Source organism: Gloeocapsopsis crepidinum LEGE 06123 (assembly GCF_015207655.1).
GTDB classification, from domain to species: Bacteria; Cyanobacteriota; Cyanobacteriia; order Cyanobacteriales; family Chroococcidiopsidaceae; genus Gloeocapsopsis; species Gloeocapsopsis crepidinum.
Map to the genome: position 1 here is coordinate 36378 of NZ_JADEWN010000018.1, position 12656 is coordinate 49033.

Sequence of the window (12656 nt, forward strand, 5' to 3'; positions counted from 1 at the left end):
TTATATATCCTAAAAATAGTTAAGCATTTACTTAAGTATTTGCTGTTTTTATGCGAGGAGATATTTTTCAAGCGATCGCCGATCCCACACGTCGGGCAATTTTAGATCGCCTGCGAGATGGAGAACAACCCGTAAAGCAGCTTGCAGAACCTTTTGCAATGTCTTTACCTGCAATTTCACAGCATTTACAGATTTTGTGTGAGGTAGGTTTAGTTACTCAACGGCGGGTAGGGCGTCAGCGGATATATCAACTCAATCCCGAACCATTGCAAGAAGTGAAAAATTGGGTTTCACATTACGAATTTTGGCAAGAGAAACTCGATAACCTGGGTAAATATCTGGAGGAGTCATGTTCCGAGTCGTAAAGATGGAAGCTTTCTATCCTTATCCGCCAGAAAAAGTATGGAGGGCGATCGCAAATCGTTCTTCATTAGCAAAATGGTTGATGGAAAACGACTTTGAACCGCGTTTAGGACACAAGTTTTGTTTTCAATCGCAATTACCAGGGTTAAACGAGATTATTTATTGCGAAGTCCTGAAACTTGTAGAACCATACGAACTTGCTTATTCTTGGCAAGACAATGTCATGGAATCTTCTTCAATTGTGACTTGGAAGCTGACACCTGTTGATGGCGGTACACAACTACATTTAGAACATCGCGGATATCAACAGGATGCAATCGCTATTAGTCAACCTACACATCATTCTCAATCTTGGCAAGCACAGCTAACGCATGGAATTATAGCAGGCGATCGCATTTCGGAATCCAAACAATTTGGCAGTATTTTACTCAATTCCTATTTCAGTGGTAAATGGCAATATCTAATCAATCACAAACTTGCGGAAGTTTTGGCACAGGAAACACAAGACAATTTCGCGCTTTCTTAAGGCAGCTACTTAGAACTGCTATCACTCTAAATATTAACTATGGGGTAGGCATCTTGCCTGGTCACTAAGACATCTTTTTGGTAACTACAATGAATACTCCCATCCCACTCAGCATTCCAGTCATTCAACCTTTTCTTCATAAAGACCAAACTTTCGATATTTATTCGCGATTACTTGCTGAACGAATTGTCTTTTTAAAGGGTGAGTTAACTGAGGAAGTAGCTAACTTAATTGTCGCACAACTACTATTTCTCGATGCTGAAGATCCAGAAAAAAACATCTCCTTATTTATCAACTCCTCTGGAGGTTTAGCAACCGCAGCAATGACAGTTTATGATGCAATGAAACAACTTCGTACAGATATTACGACAATTTGTGTTGGTACTGCTGCTGCAATGGGTGCTTTTTTACTGTCTTCTGGAACTAAGGGCAAAAGATATACTTTACCACACGCCCGAATTAAATTACAGCAACCATCAGGAAATACTGAAGGAAACGCAACTGATATTGAGGTAGCTGCTCAGGAGATTTTATATCTTAAAGAAACACTGAACCAAATTCTTGCTGAAAATACTGGAAAAACTCAAAAACAAATTGAAATTGATTTAAATAGAAATTTATTTCTGAGTGCCGAAGAAGCAAAAAATTACGGCTTAATCGACAGCATTGTCACAAAAATACCATGAAAACTTTCATTATAGGGGGAACCAATTTTATTGGTCCTTCAGTAGTGGACCAACTTCATCACATGGGTCATGAGGTGACTGTATTCCATCGAGGAAAAACTGTAGCTGAGTTACCAAGAGGAGTCAAGGAAATTAAAGGCGATCGCACTCAACTTCCTGAAATGAAAAGCGAGTTGCAGTGTTTATCTCCTGATGTAGTTTTAGATATGATTCTCTACACTGAGCAAGATGCGCTGTCAACAATGAAGGCATTTCAAGGGATTGCCCAGCGTGTTGTTGCCATTAGTAGTATAGATGTGTATCGTGCCTACAATGTCCTTTTAGGGAAAGAATCTGAGATTGTTCCCGTACCACTTACCGAAGATTCGCCACTGCGTCAGCAACTCTATCCTTTTCAGGATATGCCACAAAGAGCGCTCAACGCTCCGGCTGATTACGACAAAATCTTGGTGGAACGAGTTGTGATGAGTAATCCTAATTTACCTGGTACCGTCATCCGCTTACCAATGGTATACGGACCAAAAGATCCTCTGCACCGTTTGTTTCCTTATCTAAAGCGAATGGATGAAAATCGTCCGGCAATTTTGTTACCAGAAAATTTTGCTCAATGGCGTGGTTGTTATGGATATGTAGAGAATGTTGCACAAGCGATCGCACTAGCAGTTACAAATTCTCAAGCTACAGGATGCATCTATCATGTAGCAGATTTACAAATTCCTGAAATCGAACGGCTTAGTTACTTTGGAAAAGCTGCTGGCTGGCAAGGTCAAGTAATATCTGTTCCTAAACACTATTTACCAGCAGATTGGAATTTACCTTTTAATACTGAACAAGAATGGTTTGTTGATACAACACGAATTCGTCAGGAACTCGGTTACAGCGAGGTGGTATCTCAAGAGGAAGCACTGAAACAAACAATTAACTGGGAACGTAGCAACCCGCCGCCAGAAATGCCTCAATGGACAGGATTGGAGTTATTCGACTATGCTACTGAAGATGAAATTTTAACTTGCTTAGTGTAGTACATACAGCTAGGTAAGGTAGCTAATCTATACCCTAGCTGTATCATGATTTATTTTCTATGCTATAGAGTCTTGGCTATGCTGCTATCTGACACTTTCGCTGGTATGATAATTCCGTAGTACACAGCAGCGATCGCGGTTAGCGCATTCAACAAAACATTGTTACCGAAGATTGGCATTAAGCCAAACAATGTCTTAGTAAAAGGTAGCAATCCCATAATTGCTAGCAACACATAAGAGACTGCAAACGCACGATTAAATAGGCGAGCATTAATATAGCTCTGATAAGAAGCAATTCCCCAGACTCCAACAGCACAGTGTACTAGGTTATGCAAGAAGTTGGTAGGAAATAACCCGAATACATAACCAAACCCTGCAGAATAAGCATTATGGGCTGCATCTGCTGGAACATAAGATGCGTCTGTTCCTGGTAAAGAAACTAAGCCAGGAATAAATCCAGCTATCCCTAAAATTAAGAAGAGAATTCCAACGATCAGGGCACAGTAGCGCTCTGCCATTTTGACAGTGTTTGTGTTTTCCATCTTGTAGATCACCTTTGACTGATACAACTAAAAAGAAGAATGTTTTATTCTGGGGACTGGGCGTAAGTTATCATCTCTTCTATTTGAAATTACTTTCAAAATTGAGCACTCTATCAAAAGGAAGCTTTAAAATTTGCACAACAGTGTATTTTTCTATACGTGGTTGTCTAATTCTGACTTATTGTAGAGGTAATAATTTTAGTTATTAATAAGTAAATAAACTACTACTTAGATATTCTAAAAAAAATATTAATCAATACATTAAAATCGCGATCGCCAAGCTTGAAATATTGAATGCGCCCAAACCCATGAGTAACAAATCCAGTAACTACGACCCGCGCAAAGCTAAATGGAATAATATTATGCTTGATGCTTGGGAACCAAGCAACTGGAAGCAGTGGAAGTCTAAAGCAAATAAAGATGAGTCTGTGACTATCGAGCGCGAATATCTCAGAATAAAATATGCAATTCAACTGGCTAACAATGCTCTAAGCCTAGATAAGGTAAAAGTTAAACTCAAGCTAACTACAGCTAAATCAATTGGCTTGCAAGGTACTTTTCCTTGTAAACCTGGCGACGTAGGTAAAAATGGAAGTTCTAATAAGCAATACACAATTTCATTGGGGTTTCCTGCGAGTGATGCTGGTGTAAAAACGGCTGTCGCTAAAGCACGAGAATTAGACTTACTGTTAATGACAAAGCAATTTCAGTGGACACCGGAATTGGGTAAGCAAGCTCAAAGAATTGTGCTAATACATGATACCGCAAAACCGATTAGTGAATTAATTCAAGAATACGAGCGAGAATTTTGGAAGACTCACGAGAAGAATCGCCAAGGATTCCGTACTTGGGAAACACATTATCTGCGACATCTTAAAAAACTTCCTCAAGATGTTCCCTTAACTCAAAAAGCCTTAGAACAAGCTTTAGAATCAGTTCCACCCAATACCTCAACAAGGTTTTATTTAGCTTGGCAACTCAAAAAGTTTTGTGATTTTTGTGGCGTTGATGGTAATAAAATTATTGATTCGTATACGACTCCTCAACCATTACCAAGTCTTCGCAAAATCCCTACTGATGAAGAGATCATTCAAGGCTTTGATACAATGGGAACTCCTCTATCACCCTACGCCAGCAAGGAAAATTTAACGCAACCCCAACAGTGGCAATGGGTATACGGAATGTTAGCTACCTACGGTTTAAGACCTCATGAATTATTTGCGATAGACCTTGAAGCTTTCACAACCCCATCTAATATATTTCATCTAGTCACACTTGATCCTAGTCTTACAGGTGGTACAAAAACAGGCGAACGTACGTGTGGAATTCCACCGTTACATCCGCAGTGGGTTGAGTTATTTGATTTAAAAAACATCAAGTTCCCCAATACCGGAGGAACTTTAAATAATCAAACTGCTAAAATTCACATTCGATTTAGAACAGCGCATTTAAATTTTAAACCTTATGATTTGCGACACGCCTATGCTTTACGCGGACATCGCTTGCGTATCCCGATCAAAACTATGGCTGATTATATGGGACATACGGTACAAGAGCACACGAAAACCTATCAAAGATGGATAAATGAAGATACAAACTTAGAAATTTATAAAGAAATAGTTATTCACAAAGTTAATACTCGAGAAGCACTCAAAGTCAGGGTAGATGAATTAGAGATTGAAAATGCTGTCCTCAAAGCTGAAATTAAGACTTTGAGGGAAATAGTTATCAAACATCAGCTGGGTAAACTACTGAGTTAAATAATGAATTTTTGAGCACATTTTTGCCTCGATGTCAATCAATGGTAGAAAGAAAATAACAGCTTAAAGTAAGAAAAAACTAAGAAACAATACTGGTAGGAAAACCTCAATACTAAGCTTGAAGAGAGTTATAGATGGTAAAACCGCGCAGGGTCTTTGCGCAGCATTGGCTCAAAAATGAAAAAGCCCTTAACCAAATTGTCACCGCTGCCGAACTGAATCAAAGCGATCGCATCCTCGAAATCGGTCCTGGAACCGGAATATTAACTCGTCGCCTGTTACCTCTAGCCGAATCAGTAGTCGCCGTAGAAATTGATCGCGATTTGTGCGAGTTGTTAGCTAAAAAGCTGGGAAATACTGAAAACTTCTTACTACTACAAGGTGATTTCCTAGAAATAAATTTAACCTCTTTACTAACTCCTTTCCCTAACTTTCGTTCGCCCAATAAAGTAGTCGCAAATATTCCCTACAACATCACTGGACCAATTCTTGAAAAATTACTCGGAACAATCGCTAACCCAAATACTCAACCCTTTGACTTGATCGTACTGCTAGTTCAAAAAGAAGTCGCCGATCGCTTGTATGCCAAACCAGGGTCAAAAACCTTCGGCGCACTATCCGTTCGCGTTCAATACTTAGCCGAATGTGAATTCATTTACCACGTAAGCGCAAAAAGCTTTTATCCACCACCCAAAGTTGATTCAGCGGTCGTCAGATTGCGTCCGCGACAACTACAATTCTTACCACTCAATCCACGCCATCTAGAAACTCTACTTCAACTCGGCTTTGGTGCAAAACGCAAAATGTTACGAAATAATTTGAAAGCAATTGTCGAACGCGATCGCTTAACCGAATTACTAGAAAATTTAGAAATCAATCCCCAAGCCCGCGCTGAAGACCTCAGCGTTAATCAATGGATATCCTTAAGTAATCAGCTAGAAGTTTCTAGCCCCTAATCACCAAAAATGCATTCTTATTCACTTATTGCACCCGCCAAAATTAATTTATATTTAGAAATCATCGGCGATCGCCCCGATGGATATCATGCATTGGCGATGATTCTCCAAAGTATCAACTTAGCCGATCAAATCAATATCCGCGCTGCAAGTACCGATACAATCCGTGTCCGCTGCGAACATCCTCAAGTCCCTACCGATAAAAGTAACTTGGCGTACAAAGCAGCAGCATTAATGGCAAATCGATTTCCTGATGCTTTTGCCCAGTATGGTGGTGTAGAAATCACAATTAACAAGCAAATTCCTGTCGCTGCTGGATTAGCAGGAGGATCGACAAACGCCGCTGCTGTATTAGTAGGAATCGATTTATTATGGGAACTAGGACTAACGCAATCCGAACTCGAAGAACTTGCAGGACAACTTGGTTCAGATGTTCCCTTTTGTATTGCAGGTGGAACAGCGATCGCTACAGGTAGAGGTAACGAACTTTCACCATTACCAAACCTGGATCATTTATATGTAGTCTTAGGAAAATATCGCAGCCTTGCAGTTTCTACAGCATGGGCTTACCAAACTTATCGACAGCAATTTGGTGATTCCTACTTAACTGATACACAAAGTTTAACATCACGCGCCTCAGCAGTTCACTCTGGAGCAATCGTTAAAGCGATCGTCCATAAAGATGGTGTGCAAATTGCTGAAAAACTCCACAATGATTTAGAGCGTGTCGTGTTACCAGAGTATCCCCAAGTCGCACAACTACGTCAAGTGTTTCAGGAAGCTGGAGCATTAGGTGCTATGATGTCCGGTTCAGGTCCTACAGTATTTGCTTTGTGCGAGTCGCACGAACAAGCACAACTAGCGAAGCAGTATGTGAGAACCACAATTCCTGATTCAGATTTGGAACTTTGGCTAGCACAAACGTCTAGTACAGGTATTCAAATAGCTGCTAGTGCTAAGTAAGAAATATGAATAACCAAGATAAGACTGATCATAAGCCTACAAATGCCACAACACAGACACCAACCCCGCTGCGTTGTTTAACAGGATCTCTCATTTCTGGGGGACTTGCGATCGCACTCTACTCGCTTACTGCTGCGATCGCTCAAACTTTTGCCGCTAAACCAATTCATTCTGATAATCCAGCTGTTATTAACATCGCCTCCGCAGTTCGTACTTTAGTAGTAGGAATTACTGCATTAGGTACTGGAATATTTGGTTTAGTCGCCCTAGGGTTAATTGGCTTAGCAATTCAAATTCTAATTCAACAAGCCACCAAAAAAGGTTCACCTAGTTAAATCATCACACTATCATCGTTTACTGTCGCGGCGATCGCTTGGTTCTTTTTCAGATATAACACTGATTAGGAAGGAAATGATATGACCCGCGATCATTTCACTATGCTTTCAATTGTTACGTTTTCCTGAATAAAAGAACCGTAGTTACAAAAACGAGCTTTTTGTTAGGTGCGAGACACATTTATCAGGCTTTCCTCCGCTTCTTACCTCTTTTGAAACTTCATTCTTTGCAATTCTTATTTTTATCTCAACTTTTCCCCACACATTCCCCATTTTTTCCACAGGTAGATCCAACTTTTTCCACAGGTAAATCCAGTTTTTCCACAGGTCGTAACGTTAAATAATCATTTGATGGCGGATCTGTGGATTTTGTCTGTTGTTACTGTCTTTGACCTCAATACGGAGATTATGTAAAGTTGTGTAATAAAAATTAGCCTAAAAGGTTGATTTTCGCGTGAAGATTTTTTTTTTCTAAAGTCTCTCGTAATATTTCGCAGCATTGACTAGCTGGTGATTTATGTCGCACAATAATGCACCTACCCGCTATTAGCTTGACTACTCTTCTATGGTGGGGAAAGCCTCAGAAAGCTTGAACTAGTCCGCAAGAATTCTTGTCACCTTTATTTAGGGAGATCCTCAATGAACGCTACAGTTAGTATCCTGACCGAAATTCCTGAAGAACTACACGAATCGCTCAAAATCTACTTAGAAAGCCATCCCACCTGGGATCAAGATCGTGTATTTACTGCCGCGCTATCGTTGTTTTTGCTTCAAAATGGCAATGGCGATCGCCGTGCTGCTAGAGTCTACCTCGAAAGCTTATTCCATCACTGCAACTAGACAGCTAAAATCAGCGAGAACGTACTGAAGATTGAAGATTGCTATATTTTTTTTGTATAGCACTTAAAATTTCAAATAACAACTTCATACTAGTAGCGGCTGCCTTCCACCAAGAAAAGATGTTGCAGCCGCTTGACAATTTTACTATTTGTGTATTTGGGTTAATTGTTCGACTCTGGGAGATTTGGAGCTTCAAATTTATAACCAACACCACGAACAGTCTGAATCAAAATAGGTTGAGTTGCATCAATCTCGATTTTCTTGCGTATTTGACCAATATGCACGTCTACAACCCTCTGATCTCCCACGTAATCGTAATCCCAAACTTCTTGAATAAGTTCTGCACGTCGCCACACTCGCCCTGGATGGCTAGCTAAAAAACGCAACAAGTCAAATTCCAGAGCCGTTAAAGGAATGAGTTGATTATTCAGTGTAACCTCCCTACGCTCAGGATCAATTACCAGCTTTTCAAAGGTCAAGCGCTGTTTTTCTGCTGCTGTGACAACTCGCTGACGCTTCAAAATAGCAGCAACTCTGACTTCTAATTCTCCTAAACTAAAAGGCTTGGTTAGATAGTCATCTGCACCTTGAGCAAATCCCCGAATTTTGTCAGCTTCATCAGCTCGACTCGTCAACATTAAGACGAAAACCTTTGTGCGATTCTGCATATCTTGGCAAAGAGTATAACCAAGTACATCCGGAAGATTAACATCAAGAATCACTAAGTCAGGGTTAAATTGCTCAAAAGCAGTTAACGCAGTCTTGCCATCTTCGGCAGACTCCACCTGATAGTTCTTGCTTGATAAGAAGCGTTGGATTAAATTACGGATAGCAGGATCGTCATCAACGACAAGAATCTTGGCAAGAGCCATAGTCATCACTTTTTACAACAAACAAAAGGATCAGTCGGTATACAAATGTTGCGATCGCGCAAGTTCAGCAACAAAAACGGCAATGCTTAAACAATTATCAGCTTATAAGTCCGTAATGCCAAGCGTCTTCCGCAATTCTACTATTGCTTTTTATATATAATGACGGAGAGACAAATTATTCAGTGTTTCTCTCACTCGAAAACTCGGGTTGTGTTAAATTGAGTAGTGGTAATCTTTAGTCGATGGTTAAATTAACCTGGTCAGACACTGATAAGGTATTTCAATCGACACAATCTGATATTAAGCTTTCCTTTACTGGCTGCTCCCGCGATTGAGTCAACATGGGCGATCAAAATTACTACGAAAAGCTTGGGGTAAGCGAAGACGCGACGTTCGATGAAATTCAAGAGGCTCGCAATCGCCTGTTACAACAGTACAGTGGCGATTATAAGCACCTAGAAGCAGTCGAAGCAGCTTACGATGCCATATTGATGGAAAGGTTGCGGATGCGTCAAGAAGGTAAAATTAAAGTACCCGAAGGTATCCGTTTCGCAGAGCGGCTTACACAAGTACCTCCGAAAGAAAATTCATCACCAGTACAAAAATCACCAGAGTGGTTACAGCGGTTAGTTGATCAGCCAAGTTTAACAGACATCATCTTGCCAGCAACTGTATTTTTAGGATTAAGTGCTTTAAGCATTTTTGACACGGCTGCTAGCGCTCAAATTCTACAAATAGCATTGATTGTTGGTGTCGGCACCAGTTTCTTCTTTCTATACCGTAAAGAAAAGAAGTTTGGTAGGGCAGTACTGCTAACTGGGATGGGCTTAGTGACAGGACTCATTGCCGGAGCAATATTTGGTAGTTTACTTTTACCTCAACTCAGTAGTTTAGGAATCTCAGTTGAGCAATTTTCTACGACTCTGACTTTTATTTTGCTGTGGTTGATTAGCAGTTTCCTGCGATAGAAATACTGAGAGTAGGTAAAGGAATTTAAATAAAAATTCTTTTACCTTATGTTATTTATTAAACAACTTGAGGTAAAGACTTGTATAAGAGGATATCCACTGCCTCTTGCAAGTCATTCACGATTAAATCAGGCTGATAAATCTCTAATTGAGCGCGATCGCGAATACCGCACAACACAGCCATCACTTTAACTCCGTGTTTTTTAGCAGTCACAATATCAGCTTCTGTATCGCCTACCATCCATGTCTCATAAGCGGGTGGTAGCTCAAGAAGTGCGCGCTTCATCAATAATGGTTTATCATCAACATCGCGCGTCTTTACATAATCATTACTCAAGCAATAACACCGGTTCTTTGGAAAAAATCTACCAAGATCGTGTTGATTGAAAGCGTATTCTAGTTCTCGCACGCGACGCATAGTCATAACAGCCAGATCTATACCAGCCTGTTGCACTTCTTCTAAAGCTGCAACTGCACCTACTGCAAGGCGATCGTACTCAAAGTATGGTTGAGTGTGAACTGTGTCGCGTCGCAGTTGAGCAAATTCTTGTGCTTGTAATTCATCTAAACCAGAAGCTATACCGATATTCTTCTCTGAAACCCTTGCTCTTTTTAATTCCCAGAACTTAGCTTTACTCAGTTGTCTAATTCGCTGGTTCGGAAGTTTAGTTTTCTGCAAGCAGAGTTGGTAAACCTGATAGTATCTTTCTGATACATCAATGATTGGACCGTCAAAGTCTGTGATAAGTCTTAACATTTAAATTTAGAGTGTAAAATTTATTTACACATTAGCTAAATTCTTACACAGTTAAGTTTTGACTTTCTAATCACTGTGTTTAAGATTACTAATCTAATAGTCATTTTGAAGACTGCCGCGCTTGACTTGTTCGCGTTCAATCGCTTCAAATAAAGCACGAAAATTACCTTCGCCAAATCCAGGCGCTTGCCGTCGGCGTTCAATCAACTCAAAGAAAAAAGTGGGTTCGCCAAAAATTGGTTGCGTGAAAATTTGAAGTAGCAATGCATCAGGATTTGTATCCTGCCAATCAACCAAAATCTCTTGTCGGGCAATTTCCTGAAATTCATCCGTCGATAAAGGAATTTGTCGTGCTTGCAACTGCGTGTAGTAGTTCGGAGGAACAGGAAGAAACGCTAATCCCCGATTGCGAAATTTTGCGACACTTGACACAATATTCGTTGTCTGTAAAGCAATATGCTGAATTCCAGATCCGCGATTAATATCCAAAAACTCTTGAATTTGAGAATTAGGAGAGGCAGGTTCATTGATTGGTAATTGAACTTGGCGATCGCGCGAAACTAAAACCTGGCTGTGTAAGCCTGAGCGATCGGTGTGAATCTTAAACGATTGCTTCGTTTGAAAACCCAAAGTATTTTGATACCAAGTTACGGCACGCTCTAAGTCACCTGCTGCTACATTCATAACAATGTGATCGATGCCCGTCAAAGCAAAGGGAGAGGGAGATAGAAGGTCTTGTTGATCTTCACTCTCTATCTTGTGCTCGATCAAAGTATGGGATAGAGAACCCCAACCAGCAATTTTGCCAGATTTAATATCCTTTTGCCCATTGTGACGTCGCCCAAGTGGTTGCAATATTTTTGCACCGTGGGCGATCGCTTGATGCCAAACTCTATCAAGATCCTCAATACTAAACGCAATATCAGCTACACCAGGTGGATGCTGCTGCAAAAAATGCGCGACAGGACTCTGGGGCAATAGTGGAGAAGATAATACAAAGTAGACAGTGCCACTTCTGACAACTTCAGTATAAGTGTTTCCATCACTGACGCCACGGGTGACTGATTGAAAACCTAAATGTTGAACAAACCAGTTACTAGATGCTTGGGCATCTTCTACATAAAAATGAACGCGATCGATCCTCATATCCTCCAAAGATCCAGCACAACAGCTTATCTGTGTGTAAATTTTGCCTAATTTGGCTGGATTTGCAGGTCATTCTTAAGCAAGAAACCTCCTCCATTAATTAGAAGAACAAATGACTTTCTGGCTGAAGATTAATTTCCATTGGTACAGCTTGTGGTTCAGCTGATAATGCATAGAAAATTGCATCCGCAGCCGTTTGAGTACTGAGCATTTTTTTTCGATCTACTTTTAACTGTACGTTATCCCAAAATGGAGAATTTACTCCACCAAAGTAGAATAGCGTGAACTTAACACCAAATCGCTTTAACTCTTCTGCCATACATCTACTAAAACCAACAACAGCAAATTTAGAAGCACAATAGGCTGCAGCCATTGGCATTGAATGCTTACCAAGAATTCCCACAAGATTACAAATATGTCCAGTTTTGCGCTCTTGCATCAATTCAGCTGCTGCTTGACTTGTGTAGAAACTACCCTTAAAGTTAACGTCGAGCATTACCTCCAAATCAGCAGGTTCCAAGTTCCCATATGGCTTCATAACTCCTGCACCAGCAGCATTCACTAAAGCATCAATGTGACCAAACTGGGCAACGGCTTTGTCCATCAATGTAGCAACTTGTTGCCGATCTGTAATGTCTGTAGGCACGGTTAAGACTTGTCCTGCAGTTGCACTGAGTTGACTAGCAAGATGAGAGAGATTGTTGCTATCTCTTGCTGCTAATATTAACTGCGCTCCTTGGTTAGCCAGTTTGTGGCTTAATGCTGAACCAATACCACCAGTTGCCCCAACAACTACAACAACTTTGTCCTGCATACGTTTATTTACATTTCTTTACATCTTTTCTTATCATACTTGGATAAAACGCCTACATCCAAAGCAATAGAAGTACGATATTCTCAAGGGTTTAAGACAAATAATT

Annotated in this window: 15 protein-coding genes; 10 read left to right on the forward strand and 5 right to left on the reverse strand. The window is 40.4% G+C overall.

Annotated features, from left to right (window positions below):
* Positions 1 to 50 precede the first annotated feature (50 nt).
* The 4 genes from IQ230_RS09295 to IQ230_RS09310 all read left to right on the forward strand — a co-directional run bounded on the left by IQ230_RS09295 (position 51) and on the right by IQ230_RS09310 (position 2597).
* Positions 51 to 365, forward strand: coding sequence for an ArsR/SmtB family transcription factor (locus IQ230_RS09295; protein WP_193931732.1), 315 nt, complete (start codon positions 51 to 53; stop codon positions 363 to 365).
* A complete protein-coding gene (locus IQ230_RS09300) occupies positions 350 to 889 on the forward strand; it encodes an SRPBCC family protein (RefSeq protein WP_193931733.1) in 540 nt (179 codons plus the stop codon). The genes IQ230_RS09295 and IQ230_RS09300 overlap by 16 nt, the downstream gene beginning before the upstream one ends.
* A gap of 89 nt (positions 890 to 978) precedes the next feature.
* The gene (locus tag IQ230_RS09305; RefSeq protein WP_193931734.1) at positions 979 to 1575 is read left to right on the forward strand and encodes an ATP-dependent Clp protease proteolytic subunit; all 597 of its coding nucleotides are present in this window, start codon (positions 979 to 981) and stop codon (positions 1573 to 1575) included.
* The gene (locus IQ230_RS09310) at positions 1572 to 2597 is read left to right on the forward strand and encodes an NAD-dependent epimerase/dehydratase family protein (protein WP_193931735.1); all 1026 of its coding nucleotides are present in this window, start codon (positions 1572 to 1574) and stop codon (positions 2595 to 2597) included. The genes IQ230_RS09305 and IQ230_RS09310 overlap by 4 nt, the downstream gene beginning before the upstream one ends.
* A 62-nt stretch (positions 2598 to 2659) precedes the next feature.
* Here the strand turns inward: IQ230_RS09310 and IQ230_RS09315 are convergent, their stop codons facing one another.
* On the reverse strand, positions 2660 to 3139 hold the full coding sequence (locus tag IQ230_RS09315) for a DUF4383 domain-containing protein (RefSeq protein WP_193931736.1): 480 nt from the start codon (positions 3137 to 3139) through the stop codon (positions 2660 to 2662).
* 308 nt (positions 3140 to 3447) lie between these two features.
* Here IQ230_RS09315 and IQ230_RS09320 point away from each other — a divergent pair, with 308 nt between their 5' ends.
* From IQ230_RS09320 to IQ230_RS09340, 5 genes are all read left to right on the forward strand, one after another.
* A complete protein-coding gene (locus IQ230_RS09320; RefSeq protein ID WP_193931737.1) occupies positions 3448 to 4899 on the forward strand; it encodes a site-specific integrase in 1452 nt (483 codons plus the stop codon).
* 134 nt (positions 4900 to 5033) lie between these two features.
* Positions 5034 to 5855, forward strand: a complete 822-nt coding sequence (rsmA, locus tag IQ230_RS09325) for a 16S rRNA (adenine(1518)-N(6)/adenine(1519)-N(6))-dimethyltransferase RsmA (RefSeq protein ID WP_193931738.1) — start codon at positions 5034 to 5036, stop codon at positions 5853 to 5855.
* 9 nt (positions 5856 to 5864) lie between these two features.
* Positions 5865 to 6818 carry a 4-(cytidine 5'-diphospho)-2-C-methyl-D-erythritol kinase gene (gene ispE, locus IQ230_RS09330; protein WP_193931739.1) on the forward strand — a complete coding sequence of 318 codons (954 nt, stop codon included), beginning with the start codon at positions 5865 to 5867 and terminating at the stop codon, positions 6816 to 6818.
* 5 nt (positions 6819 to 6823) lie between these two features.
* Positions 6824 to 7153, forward strand: coding sequence for a DUF3082 domain-containing protein (locus tag IQ230_RS09335; protein WP_193931740.1), 330 nt, complete (start codon positions 6824 to 6826; stop codon positions 7151 to 7153).
* A gap of 639 nt (positions 7154 to 7792) precedes the next feature.
* A complete protein-coding gene (locus IQ230_RS09340) occupies positions 7793 to 7993 on the forward strand; it encodes a DUF2811 domain-containing protein (RefSeq protein WP_193931741.1) in 201 nt (66 codons plus the stop codon).
* A gap of 161 nt (positions 7994 to 8154) precedes the next feature.
* Here IQ230_RS09340 and IQ230_RS09345 read toward each other — a convergent pair whose 3' ends face one another.
* Complete coding sequence (locus IQ230_RS09345) at positions 8155 to 8865, reverse strand: response regulator transcription factor (RefSeq protein ID WP_099700106.1); 711 nt, start codon at positions 8863 to 8865, stop codon at positions 8155 to 8157.
* A gap of 341 nt (positions 8866 to 9206) precedes the next feature.
* Between IQ230_RS09345 and IQ230_RS09350 the strand changes: the two genes are divergently transcribed.
* Entirely contained in the window at positions 9207 to 9833 is a 627-nt protein-coding gene (locus IQ230_RS09350; protein WP_193931742.1) for a CPP1-like family protein, read from the forward strand.
* Between the two features lie 58 nt (positions 9834 to 9891).
* Here IQ230_RS09350 and IQ230_RS09355 read toward each other — a convergent pair whose 3' ends face one another.
* The 3 genes from IQ230_RS09355 to IQ230_RS09365 all read right to left on the reverse strand — a co-directional run bounded on the left by IQ230_RS09355 (position 9892) and on the right by IQ230_RS09365 (position 12550).
* Positions 9892 to 10590: an HAD family hydrolase gene (locus IQ230_RS09355; protein ID WP_193931743.1), complete on the reverse strand. Its 699-nt coding sequence runs from the start codon at positions 10588 to 10590 to the stop codon at positions 9892 to 9894.
* A 93-nt stretch (positions 10591 to 10683) separates the two neighbouring features.
* Complete coding sequence (hppD, locus tag IQ230_RS09360) at positions 10684 to 11736, reverse strand: 4-hydroxyphenylpyruvate dioxygenase (protein ID WP_193931744.1); 1053 nt, start codon at positions 11734 to 11736, stop codon at positions 10684 to 10686.
* Positions 11737 to 11836: 100 nt separating this feature from the next.
* On the reverse strand, positions 11837 to 12550 hold the full coding sequence (locus IQ230_RS09365; protein WP_193931745.1) for an SDR family oxidoreductase: 714 nt from the start codon (positions 12548 to 12550) through the stop codon (positions 11837 to 11839).
* Between the last annotated feature and the right edge of the window lie 106 nt (positions 12551 to 12656).

What these genes read in the sequence shown, in the direction of transcription:
- IQ230_RS09295 (WP_193931732.1), top strand. Translation starts at nt 51, where the DNA reads ATGCGAGGAGATATTTTTCAAGCGATCGCCGATCCCACACGTCGGGCA.
- IQ230_RS09300 (WP_193931733.1), top strand. Translation starts at nt 350, where the DNA reads ATGTTCCGAGTCGTAAAGATGGAAGCTTTCTATCCTTATCCGCCAGAA.
- IQ230_RS09305 (WP_193931734.1), top strand. Translation starts at nt 979, where the DNA reads ATGAATACTCCCATCCCACTCAGCATTCCAGTCATTCAACCTTTTCTT.
- IQ230_RS09310 (WP_193931735.1), top strand. Translation starts at nt 1,572, where the DNA reads ATGAAAACTTTCATTATAGGGGGAACCAATTTTATTGGTCCTTCAGTA.
- IQ230_RS09315 (WP_193931736.1), bottom strand. Translation starts at nt 3,139, where the DNA reads ATGGAAAACACAAACACTGTCAAAATGGCAGAGCGCTACTGTGCCCTG.
- IQ230_RS09320 (WP_193931737.1), top strand. Translation starts at nt 3,448, where the DNA reads ATGAGTAACAAATCCAGTAACTACGACCCGCGCAAAGCTAAATGGAAT.
- rsmA (WP_193931738.1), top strand. Translation starts at nt 5,034, where the DNA reads ATGGTAAAACCGCGCAGGGTCTTTGCGCAGCATTGGCTCAAAAATGAA.
- ispE (WP_193931739.1), top strand. Translation starts at nt 5,865, where the DNA reads ATGCATTCTTATTCACTTATTGCACCCGCCAAAATTAATTTATATTTA.
- IQ230_RS09335 (WP_193931740.1), top strand. Translation starts at nt 6,824, where the DNA reads ATGAATAACCAAGATAAGACTGATCATAAGCCTACAAATGCCACAACA.
- IQ230_RS09340 (WP_193931741.1), top strand. Translation starts at nt 7,793, where the DNA reads ATGAACGCTACAGTTAGTATCCTGACCGAAATTCCTGAAGAACTACAC.
- IQ230_RS09345 (WP_099700106.1), bottom strand. Translation starts at nt 8,865, where the DNA reads ATGGCTCTTGCCAAGATTCTTGTCGTTGATGACGATCCTGCTATCCGT.
- IQ230_RS09350 (WP_193931742.1), top strand. Translation starts at nt 9,207, where the DNA reads ATGGGCGATCAAAATTACTACGAAAAGCTTGGGGTAAGCGAAGACGCG.
- IQ230_RS09355 (WP_193931743.1), bottom strand. Translation starts at nt 10,590, where the DNA reads ATGTTAAGACTTATCACAGACTTTGACGGTCCAATCATTGATGTATCA.
- hppD (WP_193931744.1), bottom strand. Translation starts at nt 11,736, where the DNA reads ATGAGGATCGATCGCGTTCATTTTTATGTAGAAGATGCCCAAGCATCT.
- IQ230_RS09365 (WP_193931745.1), bottom strand. Translation starts at nt 12,550, where the DNA reads ATGCAGGACAAAGTTGTTGTAGTTGTTGGGGCAACTGGTGGTATTGGT.